Annotated in this window: 21 protein-coding genes and 3 tRNA genes; 14 read left to right on the top strand and 10 right to left on the bottom strand. The window is 75.8% G+C overall.

From position 1 onward, the window contains the following. The first annotated feature begins 77 nt into the window (after window positions 1-77). Both htpX and ACZ4MO_RS05520 read left to right on the top strand, forming a co-directional pair. Complete coding sequence (gene htpX / locus ACZ4MO_RS05525) at window positions 78-962, top strand: zinc metalloprotease HtpX (protein WP_074808849.1); 885 nt, start codon at window positions 78-80, stop codon at window positions 960-962. A 287-nt stretch (window positions 963-1,249) separates the two neighbouring features. Then, entirely contained in the window at window positions 1,250-3,007 is a 1,758-nt protein-coding gene (locus ACZ4MO_RS05520) for an FAD-binding protein (RefSeq protein WP_175007818.1), read from the top strand. On the opposite strand, the gene ACZ4MO_RS05515 is transcribed toward ACZ4MO_RS05520, so the two are convergent. Genes ACZ4MO_RS05515 through rarD form a run of 3 tightly spaced genes read right to left on the bottom strand, consistent with a single transcriptional unit; the run spans window position 2,960 to window position 5,517 of the window. Then, entirely contained in the window at window positions 2,960-3,922 is a 963-nt protein-coding gene (locus tag ACZ4MO_RS05515; protein ID WP_209827105.1) for an HAD hydrolase family protein, read from the bottom strand. The two genes, ACZ4MO_RS05520 and ACZ4MO_RS05515, sit on opposite strands and share 48 nt — an antisense overlap. 6 nt (window positions 3,923-3,928) lie before the next feature. Further along, window positions 3,929-4,423, bottom strand: coding sequence for a YajQ family cyclic di-GMP-binding protein (locus ACZ4MO_RS05510; RefSeq protein ID WP_144680650.1), 495 nt, complete (start codon window positions 4,421-4,423; stop codon window positions 3,929-3,931). Window positions 4,424-4,479: 56 nt separating this feature from the next. After that, a complete protein-coding gene (rarD, locus tag ACZ4MO_RS05505; RefSeq protein WP_175007819.1) occupies window positions 4,480-5,517 on the bottom strand; it encodes an EamA family transporter RarD in 1,038 nt (345 codons plus the stop codon). Between the two features lie 128 nt (window positions 5,518-5,645). Here rarD and ACZ4MO_RS05500 point away from each other — a divergent pair. The 7 genes from ACZ4MO_RS05500 (at window position 5,646) to ACZ4MO_RS05470 (ending at window position 9,068) form a co-directional block, all read left to right on the top strand. Further along, window positions 5,646-5,727, top strand: a tRNA-Tyr gene (locus tag ACZ4MO_RS05500). Between the two features lie 165 nt (window positions 5,728-5,892). Then, a tRNA-Thr gene (locus tag ACZ4MO_RS05495) sits at window positions 5,893-5,965 on the top strand. Window positions 5,966-6,026: 61 nt separating this feature from the next. Next, window positions 6,027-6,103 (top strand) — tRNA-Met (locus ACZ4MO_RS05490). 86 nt (window positions 6,104-6,189) lie between these two features. After that, window positions 6,190-6,360 carry a 50S ribosomal protein L33 gene (gene rpmG / locus ACZ4MO_RS05485; protein ID WP_021482899.1) on the top strand — a complete coding sequence of 57 codons (171 nt, stop codon included), beginning with the start codon at window positions 6,190-6,192 and terminating at the stop codon, window positions 6,358-6,360. Window positions 6,361-6,388: 28 nt separating this feature from the next. Beyond that, a complete protein-coding gene (locus ACZ4MO_RS05480; RefSeq protein WP_175007820.1) occupies window positions 6,389-6,850 on the top strand; it encodes an FAS1-like dehydratase domain-containing protein in 462 nt (153 codons plus the stop codon). Beyond that, the gene (locus ACZ4MO_RS05475) at window positions 6,847-7,281 is read left to right on the top strand and encodes a MaoC/PaaZ C-terminal domain-containing protein (protein ID WP_175007821.1); all 435 of its coding nucleotides are present in this window, start codon (window positions 6,847-6,849) and stop codon (window positions 7,279-7,281) included. The genes ACZ4MO_RS05480 and ACZ4MO_RS05475 overlap by 4 nt, the downstream gene beginning before the upstream one ends. Before the next feature lie 257 nt (window positions 7,282-7,538). Then, window positions 7,539-9,068, top strand: coding sequence for a YyaL domain-containing protein (locus ACZ4MO_RS05470; protein WP_175007822.1), 1,530 nt, complete (start codon window positions 7,539-7,541; stop codon window positions 9,066-9,068). A 9-nt stretch (window positions 9,069-9,077) separates the two neighbouring features. Here the strand turns inward: ACZ4MO_RS05470 and ACZ4MO_RS05465 are convergent, their stop codons facing one another. Beyond that, entirely contained in the window at window positions 9,078-10,220 is a 1,143-nt protein-coding gene (locus ACZ4MO_RS05465) for a LacI family DNA-binding transcriptional regulator (protein WP_168944725.1), read from the bottom strand. A 192-nt stretch (window positions 10,221-10,412) separates the two neighbouring features. Here ACZ4MO_RS05465 and ACZ4MO_RS05460 point away from each other — a divergent pair, with 192 nt between their 5' ends. From ACZ4MO_RS05460 to ACZ4MO_RS05450, 3 genes are all read left to right on the top strand, one after another. Further along, on the top strand, window positions 10,413-11,894 hold the full coding sequence (locus tag ACZ4MO_RS05460; protein WP_499278627.1) for an MFS transporter: 1,482 nt from the start codon (window positions 10,413-10,415) through the stop codon (window positions 11,892-11,894). Next, window positions 11,891-13,204: an MFS transporter gene (locus ACZ4MO_RS05455; protein WP_175007824.1), complete on the top strand. Its 1,314-nt coding sequence runs from the start codon at window positions 11,891-11,893 to the stop codon at window positions 13,202-13,204. The genes ACZ4MO_RS05460 and ACZ4MO_RS05455 overlap by 4 nt, the downstream gene beginning before the upstream one ends. Before the next feature lie 178 nt (window positions 13,205-13,382). Continuing rightward, window positions 13,383-14,570: a UDP-N-acetylmuramate dehydrogenase gene (locus ACZ4MO_RS05450; protein WP_175008177.1), complete on the top strand. Its 1,188-nt coding sequence runs from the start codon at window positions 13,383-13,385 to the stop codon at window positions 14,568-14,570. Window positions 14,571-14,588: 18 nt separating this feature from the next. Here the strand turns inward: ACZ4MO_RS05450 and ACZ4MO_RS05445 are convergent, their stop codons facing one another. The 3 genes from ACZ4MO_RS05445 to ACZ4MO_RS05435 form a co-directional block, all read right to left on the bottom strand. Next, window positions 14,589-15,593, bottom strand: a complete 1,005-nt coding sequence (locus ACZ4MO_RS05445; RefSeq protein WP_499278626.1) for a L,D-transpeptidase family protein — start codon at window positions 15,591-15,593, stop codon at window positions 14,589-14,591. A 145-nt stretch (window positions 15,594-15,738) separates the two neighbouring features. Beyond that, window positions 15,739-16,134, bottom strand: a complete 396-nt coding sequence (locus ACZ4MO_RS05440) for a GntR family transcriptional regulator (protein ID WP_175007825.1) — start codon at window positions 16,132-16,134, stop codon at window positions 15,739-15,741. After that, a complete protein-coding gene (locus ACZ4MO_RS05435) occupies window positions 16,127-17,080 on the bottom strand; it encodes a hypothetical protein (RefSeq protein ID WP_175007826.1) in 954 nt (317 codons plus the stop codon). Before ACZ4MO_RS05435 ends, ACZ4MO_RS05440 begins: the two co-directional genes overlap by 8 nt. 148 nt (window positions 17,081-17,228) lie before the next feature. Here ACZ4MO_RS05435 and ACZ4MO_RS05430 point away from each other — a divergent pair, with 148 nt between their 5' ends. Together ACZ4MO_RS05430 and ACZ4MO_RS05425 are read left to right on the top strand one after the other, a co-directional pair. Further along, window positions 17,229-18,557, top strand: a complete 1,329-nt coding sequence (locus tag ACZ4MO_RS05430) for an aminoglycoside phosphotransferase family protein (protein WP_175007827.1) — start codon at window positions 17,229-17,231, stop codon at window positions 18,555-18,557. A gap of 64 nt (window positions 18,558-18,621) precedes the next feature. After that, window positions 18,622-19,014 (top strand): hypothetical protein, encoded by a 393-nt coding sequence (locus ACZ4MO_RS05425; protein ID WP_175007828.1) that lies wholly within the window; start codon window positions 18,622-18,624, stop codon window positions 19,012-19,014. A gap of 73 nt (window positions 19,015-19,087) precedes the next feature. Here ACZ4MO_RS05425 and ACZ4MO_RS05420 read toward each other — a convergent pair whose 3' ends face one another. From ACZ4MO_RS05420 to ACZ4MO_RS05410, 3 genes are read right to left on the bottom strand one after another with little or no spacing between them, the layout of a single operon-like run. Beyond that, complete coding sequence (locus ACZ4MO_RS05420; RefSeq protein WP_175007829.1) at window positions 19,088-19,762, bottom strand: winged helix-turn-helix domain-containing protein; 675 nt, start codon at window positions 19,760-19,762, stop codon at window positions 19,088-19,090. Continuing rightward, window positions 19,759-21,426, bottom strand: a complete 1,668-nt coding sequence (locus ACZ4MO_RS05415) for a sensor histidine kinase (RefSeq protein ID WP_255436995.1) — start codon at window positions 21,424-21,426, stop codon at window positions 19,759-19,761. The genes ACZ4MO_RS05420 and ACZ4MO_RS05415 overlap by 4 nt, the downstream gene beginning before the upstream one ends. Further along, a complete protein-coding gene (locus ACZ4MO_RS05410) occupies window positions 21,423-21,743 on the bottom strand; it encodes a hypothetical protein (protein ID WP_186810341.1) in 321 nt (106 codons plus the stop codon). The genes ACZ4MO_RS05415 and ACZ4MO_RS05410 overlap by 4 nt, the downstream gene beginning before the upstream one ends. Between the last annotated feature and the right edge of the window lie 43 nt (window positions 21,744-21,786).

Here is a 21,786-nt window from a genome sequence, read left to right as displayed (position 1 = left end):
GGGCGTCGGCAGGGTCGGCGCCCGTCGGGCGCCCGGCACTCCGCGCGGGGCCCCCGAGGCGCGGAAGGGAGCACAGCGTGGGGCGTCAGCACTTCAACGGTCTCAAGACGGCGGGCCTGTTCGGCGTCATGTGGGCCATCGTCCTGGGCCTGTGGGCCCTGTTCGGCGCGCGCGCGAACCTGCTGTGGCTGTTCGTCGGCATCGGCCTCGTCACGACGTTCTACGGCTACTGGAACTCCGACAAGATCGCGATCCGTGCGATGCACGCGCGCCCGGTGAGCGAGCTCGAGCAGCCCGCCATGTACCGGATCGTGCGCGAGCTCTCCACGGAGGCGCGCCAGCCGATGCCGCGCCTGTACGTGTCGCCCACCCAGGCGCCCAACGCGTTCGCGACGGGTCGCAACCCGAAGAACGCGGCCGTGTGCTGCACGGAGGGCATCCTGCGCCTCCTCGACGAGCGTGAGCTGCGCGGCGTCCTCGGCCACGAGCTCATGCACGTGTACAACCGCGACATCCTCACGTCGTCGGTCGCGGGCGCGCTCGCCGGGGTCATCACGTCGCTCGCGCAGTTCCTGCTGATCTTCGGCGGCGACCGGGACCGCGGCGGCAACCCGCTCGCGGCGATCGCCATGGTGGTCCTCGCGCCGATCGCGGCGATGCTCGTGCAGCTCGCGATCTCACGCACGCGGGAGTACGACGCGGACGAGGACGGTGCGAAGCTCACCGGCGACCCCCTCGCGCTCGCGTCGGCGCTGCGCAAGCTCGACGCCGGGACGCAGCGCGCGCCCCTGCCGCAGAACCGCGACCTCGTCGACGTCTCGCACCTGATGATCGCCAACCCCTTCCGCGGTGCGGGCGTCGGCAAGATGTTCGCGACGCACCCGCCGATGGCGGAGCGCATCAAGCGCCTCGAGGCGATGGCCGGCCACGGCCCGGGCTACGGCGGCATCACGTACCACTGAGGCCCCCCGCCGACCCCGGGTGAGAGCGCTGACCCCGGGTCGGGCGCCGGTGCTCCGCGGCGTCGGGTCGACGTGTGACCGAGCAGCGTGACCGGCGTGCGTGACCCAGCGGCGTGACCCAGGAGCGTGACCGGGGAGCGTGACGTACCGGCCGCGTGAGCCACCTCACGACCCGGACTATGGTCGCCGCCGTCGACCTAGCGTGGAGGGCAGGCCTGAGCCCCTCGGGCCCGTCTCCGCGGCCGGAGCGTCGCGAGGACCCGCGGTGCTCCGACGGAGGTCTCCCCATGCAGTCGAGTCATCGGCGTCTCGCCACGAACGTCCTGGTCGTCGGGACGGGGGGCGCGGGGCTGCGCGCCTCGATCGAGCTTGCGGAACGGGGTGTCGACGTCCTCGCGGTGGGCAAGCGCCGCCGTCACGACGCGCACACGAGCCTGGCGGCGGGCGGCATCAACGCCGCTCTGGGGACGATGGACCCCGAGGACTCGTGGCAGCAGCACGCGGCCGACACCCTCACGGAGTCCTACCTCCTCGCCGACCCCGAGGTCGTGCAGGTCGTCACGCGGAACGCGGCGCGAGGGATCGAGGACCTCGTGCGCTGGGGGATGCCGTTCGCGCGCGAGGCGGACGGGCGCATCAGCCAGCGCTTCTTCGGGGCGCACACCTACCGCCGCACGGCGTTCGCCGGCGACTACACGGGCCTGGAGATCCAGCGCACGCTCGTGCGGCGCGCGAACGAGCTGCACGTGCCGGTGCTCGACACGGTCTACGTGACGCGTCTGCTCACGGCGGGCGGGCGCGTCTTCGGCGCCTACGGGTTCGACGTGACGGACGGCACGCGCGTGACCGTCCACGCCGACGCGGTGATCCTCGCGGCGGGCGGCCACACGCGCATCTGGCGCCGGACGTCGTCGCGGCGCGACGAGAACACGGGCGACTCCTGGCGCCTCGCCGTCGACGCGGGAGCGCGCCTGCGCGACGCGGAGCTCGTCCAGTTCCACCCCTCGGGGATCCTCGAGCCCGACGACGCGGCCGGCACCCTCGTCTCCGAGGCCGCACGCGGGGAGGGCGGGATCCTGCGCAACGCGCTCGGCGAACGCTTCATGGAGCGCTACGACCCCGAGCGGCTCGAGCTCTCGACGCGCGACCGCGTCGCGCTCGCGAGCTTCACGGAGATCGCGGAGGGGCGCGGGACGCCGAAGGGCGGCGTGCACCTCGACGTCTCGCACCTGCCCCGCGAGCAGGTGCTCCAGCGGCTGCCGCGCGTCTACCGCATGATGCTCGACCTGCAGATGCTCGACATCACGACGACGCCCATGGAGGTCGCCCCGACGGCGCACTACTCGATGGGTGGGGTCCGGGTCGAGGCCGCCGACCATGCGACCGAGGTCGAGGGCCTCTACGTGATCGGCGAGGCGGCGAGCGGCCTGCACGGTGCCAACCGCCTCGGCGGGAACTCGCTCGTCGAGCTGCTCGTGTACGGGCGGCTCACGGGGGCGGCCGCCGCGGACTTCGCGATCGGGTCCGACGCGCCCCGGCGCGACCGCGACGCGGTCGCGGCCGCTGCCCACGAGGTCGACCTCGCCCTCGGGCTCGGCACCGCCGTCGGCGCCGAGCCGGCGGCGCAGGAGAACGCGCGGCGGCTGCAGCGCGCCGTGCGTGACGTCATGACCGAGCACGCGGGCGTGGTGCGGTCCGCCGACGGGCTCACCGAAGGGCTGCGGCGACTGGACGAGGTGGAGGACCGGACGCGGGCCGTCGTCGCGCACCCCGACATCGCCGGGTACGACGACCTCGCGCACGTGCTCGACCTGAAAGGATCCTTGCTCGCCGCGCGTGCGACGCTCGACTCGGCCCTCGCCCGTCGCGAGACGCGCGGGTGCCACAACCGCTCCGACTTTCCCGACACCGACCCGGCGCTGCAGGTGAACCTCGTGTGGTCGCCCCGGGAAGGCGTCACGGCCGAGGAGATCCCGCCCGTGCCCGCCGAGATCGCGTCACTCGTGCGCCACGACGACTCCGTGGTGGGCAAGCTCGTCGAGTAGGACGCGCGCGACGCCGTCGTCGTCGTTCGAGGCCGCGCCGTCGGTCGCCGCCGCGACCACGTCGGGGTGCGCGTTCGCGACGGCGAACGAGCGCCCCGCCCAGCGCAGCATCGGCAGGTCGTTGGGCATGTCGCCGAACGCCCAGACGTCGGCGGCGTCGACGCCGAGGCGTGCGCACCAGCGCGCGAGCGCGGCGTCCTTGGTGACCGTGGGGGCGAGCAGCTCCGCGAGCCCCGCCGCACCGGAGTAGGCGAGGTGGGCGCGGTCCCCGACGGCGTCGCGCACGCGCGCGAAGAACGACTCCTGCGCCGTCGTCTGGCCCTCCGCGACGACGACGGGTTGCGTCGCGGGGGCGTCCTCGACGGGGACGGCGGGGTCGCGCGCGAGGATCTTGCCGACCGGCTGCCGCACCGGGCCGTCGGGCGCGGTGCCGCGGCGGAGCGTGGTCTCGACCGCGGCGACGACGTCGGCGTCGTCGTCCGGGGTGGAGCGGAAGCCCGGGTCGAACGTCGGGCCGTCGACGCGCTCGAACGCGAGCGCGACTCCCGGGACGGTGGCCCGCAGGTCCGCGACGAGCGTCGAGGCCTCGCTGTCCGTGAAGCCGCACACGTCGAGCGGGCTCGCGGTCGCGAGGTCCCAGACGGCGGCCCCGCCGAGGCAGATGACGTGCCCGTGCCCACCCACGACGTCGGCCAGCGCGCCGAGCCAGCGCGGCGGCCGGGCGGTGACGAACACCACCTCGACGCCCGCGCGCTCGGCCGCGAGCAGCGCGGAGCGGGTGCGCGCCGAGACGGTGCCGTCGGAGCGCAGGAGCGTGCCGTCGAGGTCCGTCGCGACGACGCGCGGGAGCCCGCTCGACGACGCGGCGGGACGGCCCGGCGCGACCGGGCGCGGGCCGCCGTCGGGCAGGGTCACGGCGGGCTACCGGTAGTTGACGAACTGCAGCGCGACGTCGAGGTCGGCGCCCTTGAGCAGCGCGATGACGGTCTGGAGGTCGTCGCGCGACTTGCTCGTCACACGCACCTCGTCGCCCGTGATCTGGGTCTTCACGGCCTTGGGGCCCTCGTCGCGGATGATCTTGGTGATCTTCTTCGCGTTCTCGCTCGACAGGCCCTCCTTGAGGGTCGCGACGAGGCGGTACTCCTTGCCCGACGCCTTGGGCTCCTTGTCGCCCGTGTCGAGGGACTTGAGAGAGATGCCGCGCTTGATGAGCTTGGTCTCGAACACGTCGAGGATCGCGAGCACGCGCTCGGCCGAGTTGGCGACCATGACGATGGTCTCGCCGCTCCAGGCGATGGACGCGCCGACGTTGCGGAAGTCGTAGCGCTGCGAGACCTCCTTGGCGGCCTGGTTCAGCGCGTTGTCGACCTCCTGGCGGTCGACCTTGCTGACGATGTCGAACGACGAGTCGGCCATGGGTGGTCCTCTCTCGGGCCGGGAAGGGTGCTGGGTCCCACCGTAGTCGAGCGGGCTCAGGGACGGGCTGCGAGGCGCGTCGCCCGGGCGGTGCGCAGGCCGTCGACCGAGAGGACGACGAGCGCGAGCCAGACGAGCCCGAAGCCCGCCCAGCGCGTCGGCGACATGGGCTCGTGGAACACGAGCAGGCCGAACAGGAACTGCAGCGCCGGGCCCAGGTACTGCAGGAGCCCGACGACGCTGAGCGGCAGCCGCCGGGCGGCCGCGCTGAACAGCAGCAGCGGCAGGGCCGTGACGATCCCCGCGGAGGCGAGCAGCAGCGCGTGGCCCACGCCCTCGGTGCCGAACGTGCCGGCTCCCGTGGCGCCCAGCCACACCAGGTACCCGAGCGCGACGGGTGTGAGCACCGCCGTCTCGACGGCGAGCCCCGGGAGCGCCTCGACGGTGCGCCCCACGTGGTTCTTCACCAGGCCGTAGAGGCCGAACGAGCCCGCGAGGACGAGCGCGATCCACGGCAGTCCGCCGGCGCCGGTGCTGATGACGACGACGGCGGCCCCGCCGACGCCGACCGCGACCCACTGCGCGGGCCGCAGCCGCTCGCGCAGCACGGCGACGGCGAGGAGCACGGTGACGAGCGGGTTGATGAAGTAGCCGAGCGCGGCGTCGAGCACGTGCCCGGAGAGGACGCCGTACACGTAGACCGTCCAGTTCGTCACGATGAGGACGGCGGCGACGGCGAGCGTCCCGAGCGTGCGGGGCGACCGGAGGGCGGCGACGAAGCCGCCGAGCTGGCGCGTCGCGGCGAGCAGCACGAGGCAGAAGAGCAGGCTCCACACGACGCGGTGGGCGATGATCTCGAGCGGTGCGGCCGGCTCCAGGAGCGGGAAGTACAGGGGCATCGCGCCCCAGAGGAAAAACGCGCCGGCACCGAGCAGCAGGCCCCAGCGGTCCGTCGGGGCGGGTGCGCCGCGGCCCGTGCTCGACGGCGCGGGTGCCGCGGCGTCGGACGGTGCGGCGGGGACGGACGGGGCGTCGGGGGGTGCGGGCGTCCCGGTGCCGGGGAGGTGGTCCGGCGCGGGGGAGGGGTGGGTCACCGCACCACTGTACGGAGGGGCGCCCACACGCGGATTTCGCACCTGGTCCGGTCGGGCTGTATCGTTGGCTCGCCCGCACGGCAGGGGCTGCACCTGGTGCAGCGTCCTGGCGAGCGACAACTCCACACGGCAGGTTGCCCGAGCGGCCAAAGGGATCTGACTGTAAATCAGACGGCTCAGCCTTCGGGGGTTCGAATCCCTCACCTGCCACCGGAGCGACGGGGCGTCACCCACGGGTGGCGCCCCGTCGTCGTGCCGGTCCGGTGCGTGGGGAGTGCCCGTGAGGGCGTCGTCGGGCACGGTCCGACGGCCCGGAAACGGCGGAACGATGCCGATTTCTCTCGGCGCCGTGTTCCGTGTAGAGTTTTCCGCGCTGCCCCGATAGCTCAGTCGGCAGAGCGTCTCCATGGTAAGGAGAAGGTCAAGGGTTCGATTCCCTTTCGGGGCTCTGTGGTGACGCGGGGTCGTCTTGCTGGAATACTGCAAGGCGACCTCGCGTTCAGTCACGCGGCGGGGTAGCTCAGATGGTTAGAGCGCACGACTCATAATCGTGAGGTCGCGGGTTCGATCCCCGCCTCCGCTACCACTTTCGACAACCTCGCACGGCGGCCGGCGTCGTGCGACCTGCACAGCACATGCGCCCTCCGGAGGCGCGAGAGGTGGCTCACTACCGTGGCAAGCAAGAGCGCTGACGTTCGCCCCAAGATCACGCTGGCCTGCGTGGACTGCAAGGAGCGCAACTACATCACGAAGAAGAACCGTCGCAACGACCCGGACCGCCTGGAGCTCGCGAAGTTCTGCCCGCGCTGCGGCAAGCACACCGCGCACCGCGAGACCCGCTGAGCCTCCGGCTCCGCACCCGCGCCCCGCAGTGAGCGTCAACCTGGCCTACGTCGGCCGCGAGTACCCCGCGAACGCGCCGTACTCGGTGGGGCGCGAGAGGCTGCGCGAGTTCGCGGGCGCCGTCGGCGCCACCCACCCCGTGCACCACGACCTCGTGGCGGCGCGGGGTGCTGGCTATCCGGACCTCGTCGCACCTCCGACCTTCGCGGTCGTCGTCGCCCAGCGGGCGGAGGGGCAGCTCATCGAGGACCCGGAGGCGGGCATCGACTTCTCGCGCGTCGTCCACGCCGACGAGCGCTTCACGCACCACCGGCCGATCGTCGCGGGCGACGAGCTCGTCACCGTGCTGCACGTGGACTCGATCGTCGAGCGAGCCGGCCTCGCGATGGTCACCACGCGCTGCGAGATCGCCGCGACCCTGGCCGACGGCGGCACCGAGCCGGTCGCGACCGTCACCTCGACGCTCGCCGTCCGCGGGGAGGGCACATGAGCTCCGACGACACCCGTCCCGTCCTCGCGGACCTGACGGTCGGCGACGTGGTCGGCACGCGCACGGTCGAGGTCGACCGCGCCCGCCTCGTGCGGTACGCCGGGGCGAGCGGCGACTTCAACCCCATCCACTGGAACGACGCGTTCGCGGCCGAGGTAGGCCTGCCGGGCGTCATCGCGCACGGCATGTTCACCATGGGTGCCGCCGTCGCGCTGGTGGAGGACTGGGCCGGGGGCCCGGGTGCGGTCGTCGACTACCAGACCCGGTTCACACGTCCGGTGCCCGTGCCGAACCCCGGTGTCGCGACGCTCGAGGTGACCGCTACCGTCGGCGCCATCGACGCCGAGGCGGGCACCGTCCGCGTCGACCTCACGGTCACGTTCGAGGGCGCGCGCGTGCTCGGCAAGACCCAGGCGGTCGTCCGCCTCTGACCTGCGGTCGCCCCGGGCGACCACGTGCTCCTGACGCCACGAGGGCGCCGCACCCGACCGGGTGCGGCGCCCTCGTCGTCGGCAGCGACTCCCCGAGCGGACCGGGCCGAGGGCCTCGGCACCTTCGGCGCGTGTCGTGGCAGACGACGGGCAGGCGACGGGCTGAGCCTCCACGCCGCCAGCGCGGCACCCCTTCCGTCGTGAGAGCGCTCCCACTAGGGTGGGTCGCGCCACTCACGACGTCGAAGGAGACGCTCATGACCCAGCACGGCGGCCGCTCTGGACGGCCCGACCTCCCCGCGCACGACCCCGGTCCCGCTCGTGGCGTCGACCGACGCACCGTCCTCGCCCTCGGCGGCGCGCTCGCGCTCGCAGGGCTGACGGCCGCCCCGGCCGCGGCGACGAGCACCGGCCCGCTGCCCGCCGCGGGTGCGCTCGAGCGTGGCGGGCGCGGCGGCCCGTCCCGCGACCGGGCGGCGTCGGTCCGGCGCGCGCACGACTTCCTCACGGCGGCGACGGACGCGTACCCGGCCGAGAACCCCGGCCCCCGCCTCGCGCAGTCCTACGCCGACCAGCTCGGGCTGTTCTCGACGGCGTTCGTCTACGACAACGCCCTCGCGATCCTCGCGACGCTCACCGCGGGGCGCCGCTACCTCGACCGCGCCCGGGCGCTCGGCGACGGGCTCGTGTTCGCGCTCGAGCACGACCCCGACCACGACGACGGCCGGCTCCGGCAGGCGTACAACGTCGGGCCCTACACCTTCTACGACGGCACACCGCAGGAGCACGGGCTCGTGCTCCCCGACGGCACGGCGAACGTCGGGTGGCAGTTCGGGTTCCTCGGGACGGCGGTCGGGGACATGGCCTGGCCGGGCATCGCGCTGCTGCACCTGCACGCGGCGACACGTGACCGGCGCTACCTGGACGCCGCCCGGCGGATCGGCGAGTGGATCGTCGCGAACACGTGGTCGCGGGCACCTCTCGGCGGGTTCTCGTTCGGCGTGGACGGCACGAACACCCCGGTCCCCAACGGCTCGACCGAGCACAACGTCGACTGCGTCGCGTTCTTCCGCCAGCTCGGGTCGGTGACGCGCGACCGGCGCTGGAGCCGTGCCGCCGAGCACGCGCGCGCGTTCGTCGACCGCATGTGGGAGCCCGGCGGCGGCTACCTCTACACCGGCACGAACGACGGCACGGAGATCAACCGGGACCCGCTCCCGCTGGACCCGCAGACCTGGGGGTGGCTCGCGCTGCGCGAGCGGCGCTACGCCCGCGCGCTGGACTGGGCGGACGACGCGCTGGCCGCGCGCGACGTCGCAGGGGAGGGGGTGTCCCAGCTCCCGGCGGGCACGGTCGTCGAGGGCGTGACGTTCTCGAGCGCGAGCCTCACGTCGACCGCGTCGTACAACGGGCTGCCTGTGCACCAGCAGGGCGTGTGGCTCGAGGGGACGGCGCAGCTCGCGTCGGCGCTCGCGGACCGTGGGGCGCGCGGGCGGGGGAACCGCGACGACCGGCGGCGCGGTCGCCGAGGCTGCGAGCGCGACGACGACCGGGTGCGCGCCGAGGGCCTGCTGCGCGAGGTGCAGGGGGCGCAGGAGGCGGTCGGTGCCGGCCAGACGATGGGGGGCGCTCCGCTGCCCGAGCGTGCGGGCGTGGTCGCGGCGTCGAGCCTCCTCGACTCGGGCTTCGGGTTCGGGTACTTCCAGGTCCAGCACGTCGGGGCGACGTCCTGGTACCTGCTCGCCGCGGCCCGCGCGAACCCGTTGCAGCCGGGCCGCCTGGGCTGACGCGGGGCGTCAGGTGGTGGGGGCGGGGCCCGTCGTCGTCCCCACCACCAGCTCGACGTCGAGCTCGACCGTGGTGGGCGCCTCGCCCGCGAGCTGGCGGATGACGGCCAGCCCCAGCTCCGCGCCCTTGCGGGCGAGCGGCTGGTGCACGCTCGTCAGCACGTCGGGTGCCAGCCAGGGGAGGTCGAGCCCGTCGAAGCCCGCGACCGAGACGTCGTCGGGCACGCGCAGCCCGAGCTCGCGCGCGGCGAGCAGCGCGCCGGCCGCGAGGAGGTCGGAGTGGGCGATGACGGCGGTCGGCCGGGTCGCGGGATCGGCCGGCTCGGTCGTGCCGTCGGCTGCGGGGCGGCCGAGCAGGGCGAGCGTCGCGGAACGGCCGTGCTCGACGAGCGAGGCCTCGGTCTCCCAGCTCGCGACGGGCTCGACGACGTCGCGCACGCCCGCGAGGCGGTTGGCCGTCGGGGTCCGGTCCACCTGGGCCAGCCGCGCGGCGTCGAGCGGTCCGCTGCGGTCCGAGGTGTCGAGGGGGAGCGAGACCTCGGCGATGCGCGTGTGCCCGAGCTCGACCAGGTGCCGCACGGCGTCCGCGGTGCCGACGCGGTCGTGGATGAGGACGAGCGGGGCGCCCTCGACGGGCCGGCCCTCGCCGACGACGACGGGCACGCCGCGCCGCTGGAGCGCGGCGAGCGTCGCGTCGTCCGTGCCGACCCCCCACACGAGCACCGCGACGTCCATGGCGGCGCTCTCGACGAGCGGGTCGACGGCGCGCGCGGGGTCGTCGGACGGGATGCCGGGGATGAGCAGCACGCCGAGGCCGTTCTCGCCCAGGGTCGAGACGAGGCCGTCGAGCACCTGGACGGCGACGGGGTCGCGGAACGCGCGGCGGAGCTGGTCGCCGACGACGACGCCCACGACTCCCGACCGGCCCGAGCGGAGCTGGCGGCCCAGCGGGTTCGGTCCCGTGTACCCGAGCTCCTTCGCCGCGTCGAGGACGCGCGCGCGGGTCTCCGGGGTGATCGGGCCGGCGCCGGAGAACGCGAGCGACGCCGTCGAGACGGAGACCCCCGCGAGCTCGGCGACCTTGGCGAGCGTGGGCCGGTGAGCCGGCGCGGCGGGCGCCGCGGGCTCCCGGTTCCCGGGGGTGTCGCTCATCACGCTCCCTGCCTCCCGCGTGCGCGGGATTCTCGATTGACGCGCGGCCAGCGTACCCGCACACTGGTGACCATGCCTCGAATCGATTCGAAGCGCACTCTCGTCCGTCGGATCGAATCGATTCGAGGAGGTGCTGCGCAGTTCTCGTCCGGCCCCGCGTCCGACGCCCGCGCCCTGGCCAGGGCCCGCTGGGTGCTCCTCGGGGTGTTCGCGCTCAACGGCGTCATGATGTCGAGCTGGCTCGCGCGCCTCCCGTCCGTGCGCGACGCGCTCGGCCTCGGCCCCGCGGACCTCGGCGTCGTGCTCCTCGCGGGCGCCGTCGGTGCGCTCCTCACGGTCACCGCGGCCGGGCCCTTCGTCACGCGGTTCGGCGGCCGGGTCGCGTTCGCCGTCTCGGCGGGCCTGTTCGGCGTCGCGTTCCTCCTGCTCGGGCTCGGCCCCGCGACCGGGTCGGTCGCGCTCCTCGCCGCGGGCATCTTCGTCAACGGCATGGCGTTCTCGCTCGGCAACGTGCCGATGAACGTGGAGAGCGCGGGCATCGAGCGTCGCGTCGGGCGCACGATCCTTCCCCAGTTCCACGCCGCGTTCTCCGTCGGCGCCGTCGTGGGCTCGCTGGTCGGTGCGGCCTGCGCCCACGCCGAGGTGCCCGTCGTCGTGCAGTTCGTCGCGACCGGGGTCGTGGCCACGGTGTGGCGGCTCGCCGCGATCCCCGCCACGGTCCACGACACGCTCCCACTGCGGACCCCCGCGCCCGGCACCGCGGCGCCGGACCCGGTCGACGCGCTCGGCGACGCCGTCGTCGACGTCGAGACGGCGGGCCTGCGCGCGCGCCTCGCCCGGCGCGGTGCCCGGCTCGGCGCCGCGCTGTCGGCGTGGCGCGAGCCCCGCACCCTGCTCATCGGGCTCGTCATCCTCTCGGCCGCGCTCTCCGAGGGCTCCGCCAACGACTGGCTGTCGCTCGCCGTCGTGGACGGGTTCGCGCAGACCGAGGCCGTCGGCGCCGTCGTGTTCGGCACGTTCGTCGCCGCCATGACCGTCATGCGTCTCGCGGGCACGCGTCTCATCGACCGGTTCGGCCGCGTCACCGTGCTCCGCGCGTCGGGCGTCGCGTCGATCGCCGGGCTCGTGCTCTTCGGGTTCGCGCCGACGCTCCAGCTCGCGGGAGTCGGGGTCGTCCTGTGGGGCTTCGGAGCCGCCCTCGCGGTGCCCGTCGGGATCGCCGCGGCGTCCGACGAGCCGCTGCGGGCCGCGAGCCGGGTCTCGGTCGTCTCGGCGTTCTCCTCGATGGCGTCGCTCGCCGCGCCGCCGCTCCTCGGCCTCGCCGCCGAGGCGATGGGCGCGCGCCACGCGCTCGTCCTCATCGTCGCCGCGATGGTCCTCAGCGTCCTGCTGGCCCGCCAGGTCGCGCCCCTGGGCGCCGCCGCCGCCCGCGCGGCGCGCCCGGTGCGCGGCACGGACGACGCCGGACCCGTCGCGGTGCAGGATGGTCCGGTGGACGTCCCGGCCGGCGGCGCGCACGTCACGTCCGACGAGGGCACGCCCCGTCCTCGGCGGCCCCGCCGACCGTGGCGGAGCGTCCGCGCCGGGACCCCCACCGTCCACCGGGCCGCGCGCGCCGCGTCCCGCCGCCCCCGCAACCGCCCGTCGCACCGCCGCGAGGAGACCTCCGCATGACCACCGCCCGTCCTGACCGCCGTGTCGTCGCCCTCGCGACGTGGGCTGTCTTCGCCGTCTTCTTCCTCAACGGCTTCAACTTCGCGACGTGGGCCTCCCGCCTGCCCGCGGTGCGGGACTCGCTCGGCTTCACCGAGGCGCAGATGGGTCTCCTGCTGCTCTTCATGGCCGTCGGGTCGCTGCTCGCGCTGCCCCTGTCCGGCCTGGTCGTCCAGCGCCTCGGCGCCTCGAAGGCCGTCACGGTCTTCGCCGTCGCCAACGTCGTCGGGCTCGTCACCGCGGTCACGGGCGTCGCGACGGGGGAGGACGTCGTCGTGCGCGTCGGGCTGTTCCTCGCGGGGATCGGCACGGGCGTGTGGGACGCGGCGATGAACCTCGAGGGCGCCGCCGTCGAGCAGCGGCTCGGCAAGGCGATCATGCCGCGTTTCCACGCCGGGTTCTCGTTCGGCACCATGGCCGGCGCCGGCGTCGGCGCGCTCATGGCCGCGTTCCACGTGCCGGTCCAGGTGCACCTCACCGCCGCCGTCGTGCTGAGCCTCGTCGGCGTCCTGTGGTGCGTGCGGTTCTTCCTCCCGGCGGGCCAGGTGGACCACGCGGTCGCCGACTCCGTCGAGGACGCGACCGGCGCCGACCCCGCCGCCGCGGCCGGGAGCGGGTCGTCGCACGGCAGCGGCAAGGACCCGCGCGGGGCCCTCAGCGCGTGGACCGAGCCGCGCACGCTCCTCATCGGCCTCGTCGTGCTCGCCGCCGCGCTCACCGAGGGCGCGGCGAACGACTGGGTGAGCCTCGCCGTCGTCGACGGCTTCGGCACGTCCGACGCGATGGGCGCCGTCGGCCTCGCCGTCTTCCTCACCGCCATGACCGGGATGCGCCTGCTCGGGACCGGGCTGCTCGACCGCTACGGCCGCGTCGCCGTCCTGCGCCTCGGTGCGGGGCTCGCGCTGCTGGGCCTGCTCGTGTTCACGCTGTCCCCGAACCTCTGGGTCGCGCTCGTCGGCGTCGTGGCGTGGGGCATGGGCGCCGCGCTCGGGTTCCCCGTGGGGATGAGCGCCGCGTCCGACGACCCGGCGCGCGCCGCGGTGCGCGTCAGCGTCGTCGCGACCATCGGGTACTCCGCGTTCTTCATGGGCCCGCCGCTCATCGGCTTCCTCGCCGAGCACGTCGGCTACCGCGGCGCGCTCCTCGTGATCGCGGTGCCCGTCGTCGTCGGCCTGCTCGTCGTCGGCGCGACCCGCCCGCTCCCCACGGCCGCGGGCACCGCGGGCCGGCAGGCCACGCAGCGCACCGACCGCGCCGGGCGCGCCGACTGAGGGTCGTCCCGGCCCTCCGGGCGGCGCCCGGTCGACCGCCGTTCTCGCTCGGCGCAGCGGGCGAGCGCGGGAGGCGCGGCCCGGGCCGGGGAACCCGAACTACGCTGGACGCGTGACCTGTGAACCCGCCGCCCCCGTGGACCGTGACCTGCCCGAGATCGTCGGGACCGCTCCGGGGCTGCGCCCCGAGGCCGTCGGGACGCCGTCGCTCGCCGAGCTGACGACGCTGCGCGTGGGCGGCCCGGCGGACCGCTACCTCGAGGCGCACAGCGAGGCCGAGCTGCTGGAGATCGTGCGGGCCGCCGACGAGGCGGGGGAGCCGCTCCTCGTCGTCGGAGGGGGCTCGAACCTGCTCGTGGGCGACGAGGGGTTCGGCGGTGTCGTCGTGCGCGACCTGCGGCGCGGGATCACCGTCGACGCGGAGGACTCGTGCGGTGGCGCGAGCTTCCACGCCCCGGCGGGCCAGGACTGGGACGAGCTCGTGGCACGCGCGGTCGCGGAGGAGTGGGTCGGGGTCGAGGCGCTGTCGGGCATCCCCGGCACCGTGGGCGCGGCGCCGGTCCAGAACATCGGCGCGTACGGGCAGGACGTCGCGGGCGTGATCTCGACGGTCCGGGTCTGGGACCGCGCGCGCTCGCGCGTGCGCACGCTCGCCCTGGGCGAGCTCGCGTTCGGCTACCGGACGTCGCTGCTCAAGCGCAGCATGCACGTGGACGCCGACGCCGGGTCGGACGACGACGGCCCCTGGTACCCGTCACCGCGCTACGTCGTGCTGGACGTCGGCTTCCAGGCGCGCCTGGGGTCGCTGTCGGCGCCGGTCGCGTACCCGGAGCTCGCCCGCACGCTCGACGTCGAGGTCGGGGACCGCGCACCGAGCGCCGACGTGCGCGCCGCGGTGCTCGCCCTGCGTGCGCGCAAGGGCATGCTGCTCGACGGCGTCGGCCCCGACGTCGACCCCGCGGCGGGGCCCGACCACGACCGCTGGAGCGCGGGGTCGTTCTTCACCAACCCCGTCGTCCCGGCCGAGCAGGCGGACCTGCTCCCGGCCGAGGCCCCGCGGTACCCGGTCCGCACGGCGACCCCGACCCGGACCACCGGCCCGAGCCTCGGGGAGATCGACCCGACGCTCGTGAAGACGTCGGCCGCGTGGCTCATCGAGCACGCGGGCTTCACCAAGGGGTTCGGCGTGCACGGCCCGTCGAGCCTCGCGCGGCTGTCCACGAAGCACACCCTCGCGCTGACGAACCGCGGCGGGGCGAGCGCGGAGGACGTCGTCGAGCTCGCGCGCGCGGTGCGTGACGGCGTCGTCGAGGCGTTCGGCGTCGAGCTCGTGCCGGAGCCGGTGCTCGTGGGCGTCGCGCTCTGACTCAGCGAGGGGCCGGGCTCAGTAGACGAGGACCGTCGTGCCGGGGTCGGCGCGCCAGGTGTCCCAGAGCCAGTTCATCGCCGAGTTCGCGACGCGGACGCACCCGTGCGACGCGGGCCACGGCGGGATCGACCCCGACCCGTGCACCGCGATCCCCCCGGTGTAGAACTTGGGGCGCCACATGTCGCCGAGCTCGAGGCTCGACGAGTGGTTCCCGTCGACCTGCCGGCCCACCTGGAACGTGCCGCGTGGCGTGCTGGCGCGGTAGGTGCGCCCCTTCGCCTCGTACGACTCCCCGTTCCCGGACGACGCGTTGACCACCGTGACGACGCGACCGTCCTCGACGGCGAGCAGGAGCTGGCGGTCGAGGTCGATCTCGACGACCTTGCCCGACCCGCTGCGCGGCTGCGGCGTGACGCCCTCGTCGAGCGCGGCCTGGGTCGCGGGCCCGACGACGCCGTCGCGCGAGAGGCCCGCCGCCTTCTGCAGGGCCCACACGGCCTGCTGGGTGCCGCCGCCGAAGTCGCCGTCGGGTGCGCCGATGAAGTAGCCGAGGTCGGCCAGGCGCTGCTGGAGCGCGACGACACGCTCGCCGGTCGCCCCGCGCGCCAGCTCGACCGGCTCCGGCGGTGCCTCGGGCGTCGGCTCCGGCGCGGGCTCGGCGGCGGGCGGCGGCGTGCTGGGCTCGGGCGTCTCGGTGGGCGTCGGCTCGGGCTCGGGCGTCTCGGTGGGGGTGGGCTCCGGCGTCGTGGTCGGCGCGGACGGGCTCGGGCTCGTCGGCTCCGGCGACGCCGGGCTCTCCGAGGCCGACGGCGTCCGGCCGGGCTCCATGTCGGGCAGGCCCGCCTGGCAGCCCGCGAGGGCCAGCGCGGCGGCGAGCGCGGGCACGACGGCGCGCGCGACCACCCGCCGGACGGGGCCGCGACGGCGTGCTGCCGCCGCCGGCCGCGTCCCGGGCGCGGTCGCCACCGGGGTCGCCGCCGCGGTCGCCACCGCGGTCGAGCGGACGGTTCGCTGCTCCACCTGGTCCCCCTTCGTCTGGCGCGGCGTCGCCGCGGAGTCCATCATGCGCCGTGCACCGCGCCCCGACGGGCGACGGTACCGGTTCGCGGTGGATCGTGACCCGGTCGTGACGCACGGACCGCGGCACCGGTCGGCCGGGGCCAGGTCAGTGCGGTGCGGCCCGGTCCGTCCCGGGCTCGCCGAGCAGCGCCCCGCGCAGGACGTCGACGATCGCGTCGTCGGACAGCCCGGCCGCGCGGCCGGCGCGCACGAGCTCGTGCGCGGCGTGGCGCGCGGCGACGTCCGTGGGGGAGACGCCGTCGGCCACGACGGTCCCGGCGCGGCGACGCGTCGTGACGACCCCCGCCGCCTCGAGCTCCCGGTACGCGCGGGCCACCGTCCCGGGGGCGAGCCCGAGGTCGGTCGCGAGCGCGCGGATCGTCGGGAGGCGGTCGCCGACGCGCAGGCGCCCGGCGGCGACGTGCGCGACGACCTGGCTCCGGATCTGCTCGTAGGGGGCCAGGCCGGTGCGCAGGTCGATCTCGACGCGGAGCTCACCCATCGCCACGCCCGTGCCCCGCGGACGCCGGGGCGGCGGCCTCCGCGTCGGGGTCGGGGGCGGGCCGCACGCCGACGGCGATCGCCACGAGGGCGATCGCGACGGCGACGGCCACGAGCACGGCCGCCCCGGGGTAGCCCGCCCGGGCTGCGGCGTTCGCGCCGTAGGCGAGCGTTCCGGCCGCGGTGAGCCCGAGCGCGAGCTGGGTGCCGCGCAGGACGCGGTGCGCGGACGCGCGGCGCAACGCGACGTCCCACCCCGGCTCGACGCGCGGGACGGCGGGGCGGCGCGCGACCAGCCGGAGCACCCCCTCCGCGCCGGCCACGAGCAGCACCGCGCCGACCGCGAGCCAGACCCCGTAGAACCACCCGGGGTAGGGGCTCGTCGTCGAGGTGACGTCGCCGAGCACGCGCGTCACGGACCGCCCGTCCGCCCCGGCGGTGAGGCCGCCGACCGCGGTGAGCACGAGCACGAGGGCACCGAGGGCCCAGGTGAGGCGGCGCAGGCCGCGCGGCGCGACGTCGGCCACGGTGCGGGGCCGCAGCGTGGCCGCCCGGACCGCCGTGCGCTGGCGCGGCCACGTGCGCTCGCCCACGGCGTGCGCCCCGAGGAACGCCAGGCCGACGAGCGCGGGGGAGAGCCCCACGAGCACGCCCTCCGCGAGTCCGCCGACGGCGGTCGTCACGGCCTGCACGAGGACGACCCCGACGAGCGCGGCGGCGGTCGCCGCGGCGACGCTCACGGTCGTCGCGTGCCGTCGCGCGGCGCGACGCACCGGGTCCCCGTCGGCGAGCCCGTGCAGCGCGGGCGCCGGCTCGCGCGTCAGTGCGCGCACGACGAGCACCACGAGTGCTCCGACGCCCGCGAGCGCGGCGAGGGCGACGACGCTCCAGACCAGGTCGTACCCGGCAGGGAGGAACAGCGCGACCCCGCCCGGCTCCTCCGTCACGTTTTGTGTCAACACAACGGTACATTCGCACGCCGGCCGCGCCCGGGTCAAGGGTGTGCCGCTCCGGGCCCGTCCTTCGGCGTTCGGGATGAGAGGACTCTCATCGGGCTCTCACCCCGGGCCCACGCGCGCACGATGCCCTGGGTCCATGACGATCGCCCTCGCCGCCCCCGACCAGCGCGCCTGGCTCGACCTGCTCACCGGGCCCGAGGCGGAAGGGCTGCTCGCCGCGGCGCTCGGGGCCGACGGCGCCGGGCTCGGCACGTGGTGCGTCCACCAGGTGCACGCGCGCCCCGGTGCGGAGGTCACCGTCGGGTACGACGTCGTCGCCCGCCGCAGGCTCCCGGCCCGGCCCGGCGGGGCGGTGGCGTCCGTCGACGCGACCGCGTACCTGCTCGCGACGACCGCGCCCCTCCCGCCCGACGCCGTCGGGCCGGGCGTCGCGCGCCTGGAGGACGGGCCGCGCGTCGTGCACGTGTGGCGGCACCCGGCCGACCCGTTGCTGCCCGCGCTCGCGGCGGCGTGCGACGCGCCCGGGCTCACGCGCCGCCTGGACGACGCCGGCGTGCTCGCCCCGGGCGAGGTCGTCGAGTCCGTCGCGATGGTCGCCTACCGGCCGCTGCGCCGCGCGGTCCTCCGCGCCCGGACGCCTGTGCGGACGCTCTACGTCAAGGTCGTCCGGCCCGGCCGGGCACGCGCGCTCGCGCGCCGCCACGACCTCTTCGAGGACGGGGCCGTGCGTGCCCCGCGGTGCCTCGCCCGGGACGACGACGGACTCGTGGTCCTCGAGGAGGCGCGCGGCCCGTCGCTCGCGCAGCACCTCGCGGCGTCGGGTCCGGCCGCGCAGCCGGGGGCGATCGACCCGCGCGAGCTGCTCCGCGCGCTCGACGCGCTGCCCGCGCGTGCGACGACGCTGCGCCGCCGGCCCGCGTGGGCGGAGCGCGTGGAGCACTACGCGACGTCGGCGCTCGCGGTCCACGGCCTCGACGCCGAGCGTGTGCGGCGCGTCGCGCGCGCCGTCGGCGACGCGGTCGCGACGCGGGACCCGGGCCCCGTGGTCGCGACGCACGGCGACTTCTACGAGGCGAACGTCCTGCTCGCCGCGGGCTCGGACGCCGACGACGGCCCGGGGACGACGGCCCGGCCGCGCATGGCCGTGCTGCTCGACGTGGACACGCTCGGGCCGGGCCACCGCGTGGACGACCTCGCGTGCCTCGTCGGGCACCTCGCCGTCCTGCCCGCGCTGGCACCGTCCGTGTACGGGGGCGTGGGCGGTCTCGTCGAGCGGTGCCTCGCGGTGTTCGGCGCCGCCGTCGACCCGGTGGGCCTGCGCGCCCGGGCCGCGGGCGTCGTGCTGTCCCTCGTGCCGGGCGCCGGTTCGCGCGAGCTCGCGGAGGCCTGGCTCGCGGTCGCCGAAGGGCTGCTCCCGCTTCCTGAGAGCACTCTCATGACGGCCTCCTCGGTCTCTTACGCGTGAGCGGGAGGCTCGAGACCTGCACGGCCGAGGGGTCGTGCGCACCATCGGACGAAGGAGAAGCACCATGAAGGCACGCAGCGCATGGATCGTCACCGGGGCGCTCGGCGCGGTCGGTCTCGGGGCGACGATGGCCGCCGCCCAGGGCGCGCTCGACGCCCCCGACGGGGCGGTGGTCTCCCCGTCGGTCGAGGTGACGACGTCCGACGTCGCGACGGCAGCCACGACCGCGGCGGCCACCCCGAGCCCGACGGACGTCCAGAACGGGACGTCGATCACGACCGTCACCGCGAACACGTCCGGGTCGCCCGCGACCGCGGCCTCCGCCACCACGGCCCAGACCGCGAACAGCCCGGCGAGCGCGAACACCGCCCCGACGGCGAACACCGCCCCGACCGCGCAGACGGCGAGCACGCCGGCCAGCCCGGTGACGCCGCCGTCGCCGCAGTCCGCGGCCTGACCGGGGTCGGGCCTCGCCGCCCGCACCCGCGCGACGCCCGTCCCGGTCCCCCGGGGCGGGCGTCGTCGTCGGTTCAGGAGCGCCGCGACGCGTCCGCGAGGCGGTAGCCCATCCCGCGCACGGTGACGAAGTGCTCCGCGCCGAGCTTGTTGCGCAGGTACCGCACGTACACGTCCACGACGTTGGAGCCGGGGTCGAAGTCGTAGCCCCACACGCGCGACAGGAGCTGCTCGCGGGAGAGGACCTGCCCGGGGTTGCGCAGGAACGCCTCGGCGAGCGCGAACTCCCGCGCCGAGAGGTCCACCTCGCGGTCGGACGTCCGGGCCCGCCGCGTGCGCAGGTCCAGGCTCAGCGCGCCGTGCGTGAGCACCGTGACCTCGCCCGCCGGCTCGCTGCGCAGCCGGAGCCGGATGCGCGCGAGGAGCTCCTCGAAGCGGAACGGCTTGGCCATGTAGTCGTCGGCGCCGCCCTCGAGACCGGCCACGGTGTCCGTGACGGACGTGCGCGCCGTGAGGATGATGACGGGGATCGCGTTCCCGGTCTCCCGCAGCCGGCGCAGCACGGTGAAGCCGTCCTGGTCCGGCAGGCCGAGGTCGAGCACGAGGAGCGCGAAGTCGCCGCTGCTCGCGAGGTCGAACGCCTCGCGGCCGGTCGCGACCGTCGTGCTCGCGTAGCCCGCCGCGCGCAGCCCCTTGGCCACGAACGAGGCGATGCGGGTCTCGTCCTCGGCGACGAGGATCTGGCTCACCGGGTGGTCCTTCCGTCGGGGTCCGTGCCGGTCTCGGTGCCGGTCTCTGTCCTGGTCCGAGCGCCGTCCCCGTTCTCGGGGCCCGCCCCCGCGCTGGTCGAGTGCGCGCCCGGGGCGTCCGGGGGCAGCTCGGGGGTCGCGGCGGACGGCGCCGTGGGCGCGGTCGGCGCGGTGGCCCCGGAGGGGGTCGCGGCGTCGACGGCCGTCGTGGGGTCCGCCCCGGGGACCGGGACGAGCGGGAGGTCGAGCGTGAACGTCGACCCGACGCCGGGCGTCGAGTCCACGTGCACGCGTCCGCCGTGGCCGTCGGCGATCGCGGCGACGATCGCGAGCCCCAGCCCGGCGCCCTCGGGGTGCGCCGCGCCCGGCGTCGTCGCCTGCGCGAAGCGCTCGAAGACGCGGTCCTGCTGCTCGGGGGCGATCCCCACGCCCTCGTCGCGGACCCAGACGCGCACGCGCGCGCCGTCGTCGGACACGGCCGAGCCGAGCGCGACGGCCGAGCCGGGCGCCGAGAACTTCACCGCGTTGGCCGCCAGCTGGAGCAGCGCCTGCGTGAGGCGCTGCGCGTCCGCCCGCACCACGACGTCGGCGCGCGCGTCGACGAGCCAGCGCCGGTCGCCGAGCGTGCGGACCTTGTCGTGCACGTCGTCGAGCAGGCGCCCGAGGTCCGTGTCGAGCGGGCGCACGAAGTCTGGGCGGCCGGCGGTCGCGAGCGTCACGAGGTCGTCCACGAGGCGGTTCATGCGGTCGAGCTCGTCGAGCGCGAGGTCGCGCGTCTCGGTGGTGTCGGTCGGGTCGTGCGGGTCCATGAGCTCGAGATGGCCCCGCACCACGGTGAGGGGCGTGCGCAGCTCGTGCCCGACGTCGTCGATGAGCCGGCGCTGCGAGTCGAACGCGCCCTCGAGCCGGTCGAGCATGCCGTTCACGGTGCGGGACAGGTCGGAGAGGTCGTCGTTGCCCGTGACCGGGATCCGCGCGGAGAGGTCGGTCTCGCCGATGCGCTGCGCGGTGCGCGAGAGCGTGCGGATCGGGAGCAGGAGCCGGCCGGCCACGACCCAGCCCACGACGCCGATGAGCACGAGCGCGCCGAGCGCGACGACGGCGTACGTGCGGAAGACCTGGGCGAACTCGGCGTGCTCCGCCGAGCGGTCGTAGGCGAGCACGAGCGCCGCGGGAGACCCGGCGTCCGCCACGGTCGCGCGCACGGGCGCGACGAGCGCGCGGTAGTCCGCGGTCGCCGTCCGGACCGAGCGCAGCACCACGTGGTCGCCCGTCACGAGGGGCGACAGCGCGGCGACGAGCTCGGCGTCCTCCTCCAGGCGCAGGCGCACGTCCTGCTGCGACACGAGCGGCGCCCGACCCTCGCGGAGCCCGAGCACGCCCTCGTTGTGCGCGGGCACGGTGAGCTGGATCGACGCGACCACGACGTCGTCGGCGGACCGGAACGGCTCGCCCGTCACGGGGTTCACGCCGGAGCCCGCGACCCGCCGGAGCTCGTTCGCGCTCCGGGTGAGGCTCTCGTCGATGCGCGCGTCGAGCTGGCCGCGCTGCAGGAACCACGCGGCGCCGCCCGCGAGGAGCAGCGCCAGGGCGGACAGGCCGAGGAACGCCGCGAGCATGCGGGTGCGGACCGTCAGTCCCGCGCCGCGCGTCCGGCGCCTCACCCGTCGTCCTGGTCGTCGGTCGCGTCGTCGTCCGGGTCGTCGTCCGAGTCGGACGGGTCGTCGTCCGGGTCGTCGTCGCTCGACGGCGGGGCGGGCGTGACGCGGTCGTCGTCGTCCGCGTCGTCGTCACCGTCGTCCGTCGGGCCGGGCGCCGGGTCGGGCGTCGTCGGGGTCGTGGCCGGGGGAGCGGGCGTCACGACGACGGCGACGCCGACGTCGCGGTCCTGCGGGCGCGCGGCGAGCGCGCCGACGGCGGCGGCGCCGGCGAGGACGACGACGAGCGCCCCCACGAGCCACGCGACGGTCCGGCGAGTCATGGACCCAGTATCGGAGAGCCGGATGAGACGCACATGAGAAGCC

It is taken from the genome of Sphaerisporangium cinnabarinum, from assembly GCF_055567015.1.
The sequence above is the reverse complement of the archived record's forward strand: the minus strand, read 5'-3'. Positions and strand labels throughout refer to the sequence as shown.

Excerpts from the sequence above, each read along its gene's own strand:
- ACZ4MO_RS05440 (WP_175007825.1), bottom strand. The coding sequence starts at position 16,134 with ATGGGTGAGCTCCGCGTCGAGATCGACCTGCGCACCGGCCTGGCCCCC.
- ACZ4MO_RS05470 (WP_175007822.1), top strand. The coding sequence starts at position 7,539 with ATGACCCAGCACGGCGGCCGCTCTGGACGGCCCGACCTCCCCGCGCAC.
- ACZ4MO_RS05410 (WP_186810341.1), bottom strand. The coding sequence starts at position 21,743 with ATGACTCGCCGGACCGTCGCGTGGCTCGTGGGGGCGCTCGTCGTCGTC.
- ACZ4MO_RS05455 (WP_175007824.1), top strand. The coding sequence starts at position 11,891 with ATGACCACCGCCCGTCCTGACCGCCGTGTCGTCGCCCTCGCGACGTGG.
- ACZ4MO_RS05425 (WP_175007828.1), top strand. The coding sequence starts at position 18,622 with ATGAAGGCACGCAGCGCATGGATCGTCACCGGGGCGCTCGGCGCGGTC.
- ACZ4MO_RS05520 (WP_175007818.1), top strand. The coding sequence starts at position 1,250 with ATGCAGTCGAGTCATCGGCGTCTCGCCACGAACGTCCTGGTCGTCGGG.
- ACZ4MO_RS05465 (WP_168944725.1), bottom strand. The coding sequence starts at position 10,220 with ATGAGCGACACCCCCGGGAACCGGGAGCCCGCGGCGCCCGCCGCGCCG.
- ACZ4MO_RS05475 (WP_175007821.1), top strand. The coding sequence starts at position 6,847 with ATGAGCTCCGACGACACCCGTCCCGTCCTCGCGGACCTGACGGTCGGC.
- ACZ4MO_RS05510 (WP_144680650.1), bottom strand. The coding sequence starts at position 4,423 with ATGGCCGACTCGTCGTTCGACATCGTCAGCAAGGTCGACCGCCAGGAG.
- ACZ4MO_RS05430 (WP_175007827.1), top strand. The coding sequence starts at position 17,229 with ATGACGATCGCCCTCGCCGCCCCCGACCAGCGCGCCTGGCTCGACCTG.